Here is a 12,524-nt window from a genome sequence, read left to right on the forward strand (position 1 = left end):
TAAAGTTTTACTTATGCAGCGCGACGTTCCCGCCTCTCTCCGCACCGGCCATGGGCCCCGCCCCATCACCGATGTCGGTCCTGTCGCTGCGCTGGCCAAACAGGCCGGCAAGCTCGAGGCGTTGGACCGCGCACTACGCCAGACGTTGTCATCGCCCCTGCGCGAGCAGGTGAGATTCGCCAATTTCCGCGGCGACCGTCTTGTCTTCCTGGCTTCCTCGCCGGCCTGGGCATCGCGCCTGCGTCTGCAACAGACACAGATCCTCGCTGCCGCACGCGCCATCGGCGCGAATGCCAGCTCAATCACCGTGAAAGTGGCCCCCCTTCCTCCGCCTGACCCACAGCCGGAGCAATCAAAACCGCTTTCGCCTGCCGCGGCGCTTCATCTGAAGGCTGCCGCAGGTTCCATCAACGACCCCGAATTGCGGGCAATGTTCCTGGAGCTGGCGTCCGTCGCCGAAACCGCGAATTCCACCTCACCCGCAACGCCCTGAGCTGCAGACGTCATATCCGAGGCAAGGCACGCAATCGCCTGCTCCGGTGCGGAGGCGGTTTTATACCACGGCATGGCCTACCCAGGTCTCTATGACCTGTGGTGATAACGTGAACCCCGGGACGAGGAAAGCGTGATTTCGATCACAAAAATGAACAGACCGAGTCCAAGGGACTCGGTCTGGGGTAGGGGTTAACCCGTTTTGAAGGTTTTCAGATCGCCTGGGCCGGATGGGCGTAGGAGATGGGGGCGGTGGCCGGATCGTCCTGGTAGCTGACTTCTTCCCACGCGGAGGCGTCGGCCATCAGCGTGCGCAGCAGCTTGTTGTTCAACTCGTGACCGGATTTGTGCGCGTAGTAGGCGCCGATCAGGCTGTGGCCGAGTAGATACAGATCTCCGATCGCATCGAGGATCTTGTGCTTGACGAATTCGTCTTCGTAACGAAGACCGTCTTCGTTGAGCACGCGGTAGTCGTCGAGCACCACCGCGTTGTCCATCGAACCGCCGAGCGCGAGATTGTGTTCGCGCAGCATCTCGATGTCGCGCATGAAGCCGAAGGTGCGTGCGCGGCTCACTTCCTTCACGAACGAGGTGGTGGAGAAGTCGATCTCGGCGCGCGAGGTGCGCCTGGAGATGATCGGGTGGTTGAACTCGATCGAGAAACCGACCTTGAAGCCCTCAAACGGCTCGAAACTGGCCCATTTGTCGCCTTCCTGCACCTTCACCGGCTTCTTGATGCGGATGAAGCGCTTCGGCGCGGACTGTTCTTCGATACCGGCCGATTGCAGCAGGAATACGAAGGGACCGGCACTGCCGTCCATGATCGGTACTTCCGGCGCGGAAAGATCGACGTAAGCATTGTCGATGCCCAAGCCCGCCATCGCCGACAGCAAGTGTTCCACGGTTGAAACACGTACGTCGCCATTGACCAGCGTGGTGGACAAACGCGTGTCACCCACGTGGTCGGGACGCGCGTGGATCTCGACCGGAGGATTGAGATCGGTGCGACGAAAAACGATGCCGGTGTTCGGCGCCGCCGGACGCAGCGTCATATAGACCTTGTCGCCGGTATGCAGACCGACGCCGGTGGCACGGATGATGTTCTTCAACGTACGCTGCTTAATCATTTATTGGGTACCTATAGGGGCAGCAGCCAATTCAAGCTGGGATGCTAACACAGTCTTAACCTGCGGAAAAACAAACCGTACCGTATCGAACGGACAATCCTTCATTTTCCTTTCATCAAATAATGCGAGTCATTCGCATCCCGATGCTGCAAGCACTATAGGTAGATCAAGCACTTGCGACTCGACACAGAACCCCGGCCGGGGACGGGAAGATCCGGCAACGGGATTCTGGACCGGTGAGGCGGCTCCAAAAGCCCACTTCACCCGTCGTGCGCCATCCTTAAGTTCGCACTGCCTATCGCATTCAACGCATGAACGCGACGCCAGCCGACTTGCGATGTTCCCCTTATCACGGCCGGCATTCCGGCGGCAATCAGGCAGCGGACAGGGAGGATACCCTCCTCGCCCGGCACAGGGAACATGGACAAGTTAATGCGTCGTTAGTTCATACGCTCTCTACGTTTTCACATAATGAGTGCCTCTTAGTCGGCCTGACGGCGCAAAAACGCCGGAATGTCGAGGTAGTCGAAGCTCGGGTCGGCGCTCTTGGACGGGCCTTCGCCCCCGCGCGGGTTGCTGGCCGCCAGTTCCGGCTGGGCGTAATCGACCACTTCGTTGCCGGTGCCGGTGCGCAGCACCATCGGGCGCGGACGCTGGCGCATCTCCACCTGCTGGGTAGCAACCGGGCGCACCGACTGGCGGGCCGTCGCACGGTTGAGGCCGGTGGCCACCACCGTCACGCGCACGTCGTCCTGCATTTCCGGATCCAGCGAGGTGCCGATCACCACCGTGGCGTCTTCGCTGGCGAAATCGTGAATGATGCGGCCGATTTCATCGAACTCGCGCATGGTGAGGTTCGGACCGGCGGTGACGTTGACCAGGATGCCGCAGGCGCCATTGAGGTTGACATCTTCCAGCAGCGGGTTGTTGATCGCCGCTTCGGCTGCCGCCTGCGCGCGGTCGTCGCCACGAGCGGTGCCCGAACCCATCATCGACAGGCCCATTTCGCTCATCACCGTGCGCACGTCGGCGAAGTCGACGTTGATCAGGCCCGGGCTGGTGATCAGGTCGGCAATGCCCTGCACCGCGCCCTGCAGCACGTCGTTGGCGGCCTTGAACGCATTGAGCAGCGTCACTTCGCGGCCCAGCACCGAGAGCAGCTTCTCGTTCGGCACGGTGATCAGCGAATCGACGTGCTGGGAGAGATCCTCGATGCCCTTCAACGCCACCTGCATGCGGCGACGGCCTTCGAACGGAAACGGCTTGGTAACCACCGCGACCGTCAGGATGCCTTTCTCTTTGGCGAGCTGGGCAACCACCGGCGCCGCGCCCGTACCGGTGCCGCCGCCCATGCCGGCGGTGATGAACACCATGTCCGCGCCTTCGAGCATTTCCTCGATGCGCTCGCGATCTTCCAGCGCGGCCTGGCGGCCCACTTCCGGATTGGCGCCTGCGCCCAGGCCCTTGGTGACGTTGGCGCCCAGTTGCAGATGCATGCGCCCGCCGCAGCCTTTCATGGCCTGCGCGTCGGTGTTGGCGACGACGAAATCGACGCCGTCGATGTTGGAGTTGAGCATGTGCGCAACCGCGTTGCCGCCGCCGCCGCCCACGCCAATGACTTTGATCACCGCATTCGGTGCCAGTTTTTCGACCAGTTCAAACATTTCCCGTCCTCCGTAGAGCTTTCGTTGTCGTTGTAACCGCGGTTCGACTCCTGCCTCGCCGTGGTGGTGAGCGAACCTCCATTCGCCCGAGCTGCGCCTCCTGCGCCGCCTAACCCTTTCGTTTCTAGAAATTCTTGGTGATCCAGGTACGCAACTTGTCGACCAGCCCGCCGACGCTGCCGCCGGCCGGTCCGCTCGCACGCATGCCGCCGGAGCGCGCACCGTGCAACAGCAGGCCCACGCCGGTGGAATGCAACGGATTGGCGATCACTTCGCCCAGGCCCACCACGTGCTGCGGCACGCCGATGCGCACCATCTTGTGGAAGATCTCTTCGGCCAGTTCCAGCGCGCCTTCCATGCGCGAGGCGCCACCGGTGAGCACCACGCCCGCGGCGACCAGGCTGTCGTATCCGGAACGGCGCAGTTCGTCCTGTACCATCTCGAAGATTTCCTCGTAGCGCGCCTGCACGCTCTGCGCGAGCGACTGCCTCGCCAGACGGCGCGGCGGACGATCGCCCACGCTCGGCACCTGGATGGTTTCTTCCGCATGCGCCAGCTGCGCCAGCGCGCAGGCATACTTGATCTTGATTTCCTCGGCGTGCGCGGTCGGCGTGTGCACGCCATAGGCGATGTCGTTGGTGACCTGGTCGCCGCCCACCGGCAGCGACTTGGTGTAGCGGATCGCACCCTGCGTGTAGATGGCGATATCGGTGGTGCCGGCGCCGATATCGACCAGGCACACGCCCAGCTCGCGTTCGTCGTCGGTCAGCACCGACTTCGCGCTGGCGACGGCGGAGGGCACCAACTCATCGACGGACAAGCCGCAGCGCTGGATGCACTTGCTGATGTTCTGTACCGCCGCGGCCGCACCGGTGACCAAGTGCACCGAGGCTTCCAGGCGCACGCCGCTCATGCCGACCGGCGAGCGGATGCCGTCCTGGCCGTCGATGCGGTATTCCTGTGACTCTTTATATAAGACCTTGCGGTCGGCCGGGATCGCCACCGCGCTGGCCGCTTCCAGTACCTGGTCCAGATCGCCGGGCGCGACTTCGCGGTCGCGGATCGCCGCGGTGCCGTGCGAGTTGCGCGTTTCCAGATGACTGCCGGAAATGGACGCGTATACCGAGCGGATGTCACAGCCGGCCATGAGCTCAGCCTCTTCCACCGCGCGCTGGATCGAATGCACGGTCGATTCGATATCCACCACCGAGCCGCGCTTCATGCCGCGCGAGACGTGCGAGCCGATGCCGATCACCTCGATCGGCTCGCCCGGCTCGTACTCGCCCACGATCGCCACCACTTTGGAAGTGCCGATGTCGAGGCCTACAACCAATTGCTTATCGCTTTTGCCTTTCATGTGCGTGGCGTGCCTCCGGCATTGGCAGCGGTCGGGGCGGCCGTCACTTGCGGCCATTTCACGGCGAAGCCGTTGGTGTAGCGAAGATCGGCGTACTCGAAACCCTGCGGATGCGCCGCGGCGACTTGCGGGTACACATCCAGGAAACGTTGCAGGCGGCGGCCGGCCTGGTTGCGATCGCCGATCACGATCTGCGCGCCGGAATCGGTGGTGACGCTCCAGCTGCCGCGCTCGGTCAGCGTGACGCCAGTGATCTTCAGATGCGTGCCGGTGAACGCCTTCTGCACATCGGCGAAGAAGCTCACCACCTCGGCGAGGTGATCGTCAGGACCATGCAAATCGGGCAACTGCTTGTAGTCGACCGCGTCCGGCACGGTGAACACCTTGCCTTCGCGGCTGATCAAGGAGCTGGTATTCCAGCGCGCAAACGGCTGGCGTTCGTAGACACGCAACAGCAAGGTATCGGGCCAGCGCTTGCTCGCCTCCACCGACTCCACCCACGGCAACGCAGCCACCGCTTTCTGCACGGTGTCCAGGTTCAATGCGAAGAAGCCTTTGCCCAGGCGCGGCAGCACGGCGGCGCGGATCTGCTCCGCGCTCACGTGCTTGAACTCGGCCTGCAGCGTCAACTGGGTGACCGGCCAGCGGTCGGCGGCAAACCAGCCGCTCAACACGCCGACGATCGGCATGACCACCAAAGCGATGGCCAGGCACCAGGCGACGAGGCGAATGCTTCCCCTCATTGCGCCTCCCTGAAACTGGTTTCCAGCACGCGCCAGCACAGCTCCTGGTAATCGATACCCGCAACGGCGGCGGCTTTCGGCACCAGCGAGTGCGAGGTCATGCCCGGCGCGGTGTTCACTTCCAGCAGCCAGTTGCGGCCTTCGCGGTCGCGCATCACATCGACACGGCCCCAGCCGGAACAGCCAAGCGCATCGAAGGCTTCCAGTGCGAGCGCACGCAACGATGCTTCCGCTTCACCTTCCAGGCCGGGGCAGATATAGCGCGTGTCTTCGGCGACGTACTTGGCGTTGTAATCGTAGAACGCGCCTTTGGGCACGATATGGATGCTCGGCAGTACCTGGCGGCCAAGAATGCCGACCGTGAGTTCGTCGCCGACGATCAGGGTTTCCATCAACAGATCGCCGGGATACTTCTGCGCCAGCTCTACCGCGGCATCCAGATCCTTCTCTTCGAACACGCGCGTCACGCCCACGCTGGAACCTTCGCAGGCGGGCTTCACGATCAATGGAAAACCGATTTCCTTCGCCGCCGCATGCACGTCGGCGCCGCGCGGCAGCGCCACGAACTTCGGCGTGGGCAAACCGAGCGATTGCCACACGCGCTTGGAGCGCGTCTTGTCCATCGACAGCGCCGAACCCAGCACGCCCGAACCGGTGTAGGGCACGTGCAGCGATTCCAGCGCACCCTGCAGCACACCATCCTCGCCGCCGCCATGCTGGCCGTGCAGGATATTGAACACGCGCGCGAAATGACCTGCGCGCAATGCATCCAGCAAGGCCGGAATGCCATCGATCGCATGCGCATCCACGCCACGCGCCTGCAGCGCGGCGAGCACGTTGCGGCCGGAGTCGAGCGATACCTCGCGCTCGGCCGAACTGCCGCCCATCACGACGGCGACGCGGCCAAACTGGGCGGGATCGTTGATCTTCTTCGTCATTCGCTCGTCCTCAGATGACCGGTCTGCGCCAGCTCCACCGCTGCAGCGCCGATATCGCCGGCGCCAAGCAGCAGCAGCAGATCGCCGTCGCGCAGCAGCGTCGGCAGGGTGTCTTTCAGTTCGCGCGGATGGCTGATCAGCACCGGATCGACCTTGCCGCGCGCACGCACCGCGCGCGCCAGCGCGCGGCCGTCCGCGCCCGCGATCGGCGCTTCGCCGGCGGGATAAACCTCGGTCAGCACCAGCACATCGGCTTCGGCCAGCACGTTGGCGAAGTCATCCAGCAAGTCGCGCGTGCGGCTGTAGCGATGCGGCTGGAAGCCCACCACCAGGCGACGATCCGGCCAGCCGCCGCGTGCGGCAGCGAACACCGCCGCAAGCTCGCGCGGATGATGGCCGTAGTCGTCGACCAGCATCGCCGTGCCGTGATCGAGCGCGATCTCGCCGCGACGATGGAAACGCCGTCCCACGCCCTGGAAATTTTTCAGCGCATGCGCAATCGCATCCGCTTCCACGCCAAGCTGCCAGCCGATCGACGCTGCCGCGAGCGCGTTGAGCACGTTATGGCGACCCGGTAAATTCAAGGTGATCGGCATCGGCTTGGCCATGCCCGGCAGCAGCAGGTCGAAATGCATCTCGAAACCTTGTTGCCGTACGTTGGCAGCGCGCACATCGGCATGTGCGCTATCGATGCCGTAGGTCATCACGCGGCGCGCGGTGATCTTCGCCAGCTCAGCCGCTTCCGGATCGTCCACGCACAGCACGGCCAGGCCGTAGAACGGCAGGCGATGCAGGAAATCGGAAAATGCCTTGCGCACCAGCGCGAAGTCGCCCTGGTAGTTCTCCAGGTGATCGGCGTCGATGTTGGTGACCACCGCGATCACCGGCGACAGCAGCAGGAACGAACCGTCCGATTCGTCCGCTTCGGCCACGATGTACTGGCCGGTGCCGAGGCGCGCATTCGCACCCGCGGCATTGAGCTGCCCGCCGATCACGAAGGTGGGATCGTAGTTGGCTTCGGCCAGCACGCTGGCGACCAGGCTGGTGGTGGTGGTCTTGCCGTGCGTGCCGGCGATGGCGATGCCGCGGCGAAAGCGCATCAGCTCACCCAGCATTTCCGCGCGCGGAATCACCGGGATGCGCGCTTCGCGCGCGGCGACCAGCTCGGGATTGTCGAGCTTGATCGCGCTCGACGTGACGACCACATCCGCATCGCCGACATGCGCCGCGGCATGGCCGATGCGCACGTCGATGCCGAGCTGGCGCAGGCGCTGCGCCGTTGGCGATTCGCTACGGTCCGAGCCGGACACGGCATAGCCGAGGTTGTGCAGCACTTCGGCGAAGCCGCTCATGCCCACACCGCCGATGCCGAGGAAGTGCACGCGGCGGAAGGTGCTCATCAAGTCTTCGTGCGCAAGCAAACGTCGCGGCGTCATGCAGCCACCTCCACGCAGGCGCGCGCGATGTCCACGGCAGCGTCCGGCTTGGCCAGCGTACGCGCGGCTTCCGCCATCGCGATCAGCCTGGTGCGATCGCTCAGCAGCGCAGTCAAACGCTGCGCCAGATCATTCGTCTTCAAATCACGTTCCTGAATCAATTCGGCCGCGCCAGCGGCGACCAGCGCCTCGGCGTTGCGGGTCTGGTGGTCGTCCACCGCGTGCGGGAACGGCACCAGCACGGCGCCAAGGCCACAGGCGGTAAGTTCGGCAAGCGTGAGCGCACCGGCACGGCACACGGCGAGATCGGCCCATGCATAAGTGCCGGCCATGTCTTCGATGAATGGCACGATGCGCGCCTCCACGCCTGCATCGGCATAGGCTCTGCGCGCTTCATCGATGCCGCGATTGCCGCATTGATGCAGCACATCCGGCCGCTGCTCCACCGGCATATGCGCGAGCGCTTGCGGCAAGGAGGTATTCAATGCGCGTGCGCCGAGGCTGCCGCCGAGCACTAGCAAGCGCGGCCTGTCGCTGCGCTCGGCCATGCGTTGCGCAGGCGACGGCAGCGACGCAATCGCCGCGCGCACCGGATTGCCCACCCATTGCGCGTTCGGCAAGGCATCGGCAAAACCGGCCATCACCCGGCGCGCATGCTGCGCCAACTTGCGATTGGTGAAACCCGCCACGCGATTCTGTTCGTGCACCAGCAGCGGCCGACGCAACAACCGCGCCGCCACGCCACCGGGACCGGCCACATAGCCGCCCATCGACAGCACGCTGCGCGGTTTCAGTCGATGCAGCACCGCGAGCGACGACAACAACGCGCGCAACAGCATCCATGGTGCAAGCAGGCGCGTCTTCATGCCTTTGCCGCGCAGGCCGCCCACGGCTATGGTGTGCAGTTCGATGCCATGCGCCGGCACCACCTTGGTTTCCATGCCGCCCTGCGCACCCAGCCACACCACCGGCACGCCCTGCGCGCGCAGCGTTTCGGCCACGGCCAGGCCGGGGAAGATGTGGCCGCCGGTGCCGCCAGCCATGATCAGCACGGGTGCTTGCGCGTTCATGCCGCCACCGCCTCGCACTCGCGCGCGGTGTTCGGGTTCGCATCCGGCACGGCGGACGCCGGTACGCGCGTGGCCATCTGCCGCGCATCGAGCGCGCGATAGATTTCGAACGTCGCACGCAGCAATACGCCTGCCATCGCGCAGGTCAGCACGATCGACGAACCGCCGTAGCTGATCAACGGCAAGGTGAGGCCCTTGGTCGGCAGCGCGCCAAGGTTCACACCCACCGATACCATCGTCTGCAAGCCGATCATCAGCGAGATGCCGAAGGCGACGTAGCCGGCGAAACGCTGGCCGATCTCCACGCCCTTCAGGCCCACGTGCAGGCCGCGCCACACCACCATCGCGAACAGCCCGATCACCGCCACGATGCCGGCCAGGCCCAGCTCCTCGCCGATCACCGCAAAGATGAAGTCGGTATGCGCTTCGGGCAGGTACGACAACTTCAGCACGCTCGAGCCCAGCCCCACGCCCAGCCATTCGCCGCGGCCGATCGCCATCAGCGACTGCGTAAGCTGGAAACCGTCGTCGAACGGATGCGCCCAAGGGTTCATGAAAGACGTCAGGCGCTTCATGCGATAGCTTTCGCTGGTCGCCGCAATCGCCAAGAGCGGCATCAGCGGCAAGCCCATCAGGAACAGGAAGACCGGCCGCGCGCCACCCAGCCACACCATCGCGATGGTGACGGCGATGATCAACGTAGCGGAGCCGAAGTCCGGCTGCGCCAGCAGCAGCAGCACCATCACGCCCGACACCGCCAGCGGTTTGATCAGACCTAAGAAGCGCGTTTCGATGCTTTCGCGGTGACGCACCAGATAACTGGCCAGGTACACCACCAGGATCAGCTTCACCGCCTCGACCGGCTGGAACGAGGTGACGATCAGGTTGAGCCAGCGCCGCGCACCGTTGATCTTCATGCCGAAGTGCGGCACGAACACCGCCAGCAACATGATGAACGCCACCAGCATCAGGAAGAACGCATGTTTTTCCACTTCCTTGAGCTCGGTGCGCATGGCAACGCCCGCCGCCACGGCGCCGAGCGAAAGAAACAGCAGGTGCTTCTTCAGGTAGTAGAAGTCGCCTATGTGCGCGCTATCGGCCACGGCGATCGAGCTGGAGGTCACCATCACGACACCCACGCAGGCGAGCGCCACCAGGGCCACCAGCAACGGCAAGTCGAACTTGCCGCGCGGGCCCTGCCGGCGCTTTGCTTGCGATGTGCCGAAACCAAACATCTGCTAACGCACCTTCAACGTTGCCAAACCGATCAACACCAGCACCACGCTGATGATCCAGAAGCGCACGATGACCCGGGGCTCGGGCCAGCCTTTCAATTCGAAGTGGTGATGGATCGGCGCCATGCGGAAGATGCGTTTGCCGGTCATCTTGAAGCTGGCCACCTGCATCATCACCGACACGGTTTCCATCACGAACACGCCGCCCATGATCAGCAGCACGATCTCCTGCCGCACGATCACCGCGATCGCCGCCAGCGCCGCACCGATCGCCAGCGCGCCGACGTCACCCATGAACACTTGCGCGGGATAGGTGTTGAACCACAGAAAGCCCAGGCCCGCGCCGGACAACGCACCGCAGAAGATCGCCAGTTCACCCGCACCGGGAATCGAGGGAATACCCAGGTATTCGGAGAACACGCGGTTGCCGGCCAGATACGCGAACACACCCAACGCGCCGGACACCAGCACCGTCGGCATGATCGCCAGGCCATCCAGGCCGTCGGTAAGGTTCACCGCGTTGGAGAAGCCCACGATCATGAAATAGGCGAGCACGATGAAAAACACGCCCAGCGGCACCGCCACGTGCTTGAACACCGGCACGTACAGCGCGGTTTCCGCCGGAATGGTCGCCGTGTGAAAAAGAAACCACGCCGCGCCGAGGCCGAACACCGACTGCCAGAAATACTTCCAGCGCGAGGCCAGGCCGCGGCTGTCCTTCAGCACCAGCTTGCGGTAGTCGTCGTAGAAACCGATCGCGCCGTAGCAGAGCAGCACCAACAGCACCAGCCACACGTAGCGGTTGTTGAGATCCACCCACAGCAGCGTGGCGATCGCCACCGACAGCAGGATCATCACCCCGCCCATGGTCGGGGTGCCGGCTTTGGACAGATGCGTCTGCGGACCTTCCTTGCGCACCACCTGGCCGGCCTTGAGCGCGGTCAGCTTGCGGATCAGAGCGGGACCAAACAGCAGCGACATCGCCATCGCGGTCAGCGCCGCCATGATCGTGCGGAAGGTGATGTACTGGAACAGGTGCGGCGTGGCGAAATGCCGTGCGAACCACTCGGCCAGCTCAAGCAGCATCGTGCGCGCCCTCCTTCGGATGAGCGCTCTTGAGCGCAGCCACGACCTGGTCCATGCCCGAGGAGTGCGAGCCCTTCACCAGGCAGGTGACGCCGGCCTGCAGCCCGGCGCGCAACGCGTCGATCAACGCGGCTTTGTCGGCAAAATGTCTGCCGCCTGTGCCGAACGCCTCCACCGCAGCCGCATTCAGCGGCCCCACCGCGTACAGCTGATCGATACCCTGCTCGCGCGCATGGCGCCCGACGCTCGCATGCAGCGCGCGCGCATCCGCGCCCAGCTCGGCCATGTCGCCCAGCACCAGCCAGCGCTCGCCACCGGCCAGGGCCAGCGTATCGATCGCCGCGTGCATGGAACTCGGGTTGGCGTTGTAGCTGTCGTCGATCAACGTCCAGCCATCCGGCATCGCGATGCGCTTCAAGCGCCCTTCGACTGCGCTGGCCTGCTCCAGCCCCGCGACGATGGTGTCCAGCGGCACGTCCAGCGCCAGGGCGATGCTGCTGGCCGCCAGCGCATTGGCGATGTTGTGGCGGCCCGGCAACGGCAAGTGCACTTCGGCATCGCCATGCGGCGTGCTCAGCACGAAGCGCGAGCCATCCACGCGCTGCTCCAGGATTTCCGCGCCGACATCGGCCTTGTGATCGAGGCCAAAACGCAGCACATGGCGCCCGCCGGCCAGGCCGCTGAAGAAGCTGGCGAAGGCGTCGTCGGCATTGATCACCGCCACGCCGTCGGCCGGCAGCGCGCGATACAGCGCGCCCTTGGTTTCGGCCACCATTTCGATCGTACCCATGCGCTCAAGATGCGCCGGCGCGATGAGATTCACGAGGCCGATATCGGGCCGTGCGATGGCAGCCAGATAGTCGATGTCGCCGGGCTTGCCCGCGCCCATTTCGAGCACGGCGTATTCGGTGTCTTCCGGCATCCACAACAGGGTCAGAGGCAGGCCGATCTCGTTGTTGTAGCTGCCGGTGTTGACGTGCGTGCGGCCATGGCGCGAAAGAATGGAGGCGGTAAGCATCTTCACCGTGGTTTTGCCGTTGGAACCGGTGATGCCGATCACCCGAACGTCGCGCTGGGCGCGCACCGCGCTGGCCAGGTCGCCGAGCGCAAGCTGGGTGTCGTTGACCAGCACCTGCGGCAGGTCCACGTCGACGCGGCGCGTGACCAGCGCCGCCGAGGCGCCGCGCAGGGCGGCCTCGCGCACGAAGTCGTGTCCGTCGACGCGCTCGCCCCTGATGGCGACGAACAGTTCGCCGGCCTGCAGCCGGCGGGTGTCGATCGCCACCCCGTCGACCTGCAGGTCGGCGCCGAGCAGGCGGCCGCCGGTCCACAGCGCGATCTCGGAGAGGCGCATCATGCGTGGGGCTCCTTCACCG

Annotated in this window: 11 protein-coding genes; 1 reads left to right on the forward strand and 10 read right to left on the reverse strand. The window is 64.7% G+C overall.

Going from position 1 to position 12,524, the window contains the following annotated elements:
• The first annotated feature begins 13 nt into the window (after nucleotides 1–13).
• Entirely contained in the window at nucleotides 14–493 is a 480-nt protein-coding gene (locus ACTHNE_RS14690) for a DUF721 domain-containing protein (RefSeq protein WP_324943537.1), read from the forward strand.
• A gap of 211 nt (nucleotides 494–704) precedes the next feature.
• On the opposite strand, the gene lpxC is transcribed toward ACTHNE_RS14690, so the two are convergent.
• The 10 genes from lpxC to ACTHNE_RS14740 form a co-directional block, all read right to left on the reverse strand.
• Nucleotides 705–1,619, reverse strand: a complete 915-nt coding sequence (gene lpxC / locus ACTHNE_RS14695; RefSeq protein ID WP_324943539.1) for a UDP-3-O-acyl-N-acetylglucosamine deacetylase — start codon at nucleotides 1,617–1,619, stop codon at nucleotides 705–707.
• 482 nt (nucleotides 1,620–2,101) lie between these two features.
• Entirely contained in the window at nucleotides 2,102–3,283 is a 1,182-nt protein-coding gene (gene ftsZ / locus ACTHNE_RS14700) for a cell division protein FtsZ (RefSeq protein ID WP_324943542.1), read from the reverse strand.
• A 124-nt stretch (nucleotides 3,284–3,407) separates the two neighbouring features.
• Entirely contained in the window at nucleotides 3,408–4,640 is a 1,233-nt protein-coding gene (gene ftsA / locus ACTHNE_RS14705; protein ID WP_324943546.1) for a cell division protein FtsA, read from the reverse strand.
• The gene (locus tag ACTHNE_RS14710) at nucleotides 4,637–5,383 is read right to left on the reverse strand and encodes a cell division protein FtsQ/DivIB (protein ID WP_324943549.1); all 747 of its coding nucleotides are present in this window, start codon (nucleotides 5,381–5,383) and stop codon (nucleotides 4,637–4,639) included. Before ACTHNE_RS14710 ends, ftsA begins: the two co-directional genes overlap by 4 nt.
• Entirely contained in the window at nucleotides 5,380–6,321 is a 942-nt protein-coding gene (locus ACTHNE_RS14715) for a D-alanine--D-alanine ligase (protein ID WP_440269643.1), read from the reverse strand. The genes ACTHNE_RS14710 and ACTHNE_RS14715 overlap by 4 nt, the downstream gene beginning before the upstream one ends.
• A complete protein-coding gene (gene murC, locus ACTHNE_RS14720; protein ID WP_440269644.1) occupies nucleotides 6,318–7,757 on the reverse strand; it encodes a UDP-N-acetylmuramate--L-alanine ligase in 1,440 nt (479 codons plus the stop codon). Before murC ends, ACTHNE_RS14715 begins: the two co-directional genes overlap by 4 nt.
• Complete coding sequence (gene murG / locus ACTHNE_RS14725) at nucleotides 7,754–8,827, reverse strand: undecaprenyldiphospho-muramoylpentapeptide beta-N-acetylglucosaminyltransferase (RefSeq protein WP_440269645.1); 1,074 nt, start codon at nucleotides 8,825–8,827, stop codon at nucleotides 7,754–7,756. Before murG ends, murC begins: the two co-directional genes overlap by 4 nt.
• A complete protein-coding gene (gene ftsW / locus ACTHNE_RS14730) occupies nucleotides 8,824–10,062 on the reverse strand; it encodes a putative lipid II flippase FtsW (protein ID WP_440269646.1) in 1,239 nt (412 codons plus the stop codon). Before ftsW ends, murG begins: the two co-directional genes overlap by 4 nt.
• Before the next feature lie 3 nt (nucleotides 10,063–10,065).
• Nucleotides 10,066–11,148 carry a phospho-N-acetylmuramoyl-pentapeptide-transferase gene (mraY, locus tag ACTHNE_RS14735; RefSeq protein ID WP_440269647.1) on the reverse strand — a complete coding sequence of 361 codons (1,083 nt, stop codon included), beginning with the start codon at nucleotides 11,146–11,148 and terminating at the stop codon, nucleotides 10,066–10,068.
• Nucleotides 11,138–12,505 carry a UDP-N-acetylmuramoyl-tripeptide--D-alanyl-D-alanine ligase gene (locus tag ACTHNE_RS14740; protein WP_440269649.1) on the reverse strand — a complete coding sequence of 456 codons (1,368 nt, stop codon included), beginning with the start codon at nucleotides 12,503–12,505 and terminating at the stop codon, nucleotides 11,138–11,140. The genes mraY and ACTHNE_RS14740 overlap by 11 nt, the downstream gene beginning before the upstream one ends.
• Nucleotides 12,506–12,524: the final 19 nt, after the last annotated feature.

Origin of the sequence: Dyella sp., assembly GCF_051954575.1 — a bacterium.
In the GTDB taxonomy this organism is placed as follows: Bacteria; Pseudomonadota; Gammaproteobacteria; order Xanthomonadales; family Rhodanobacteraceae; genus Dyella_B.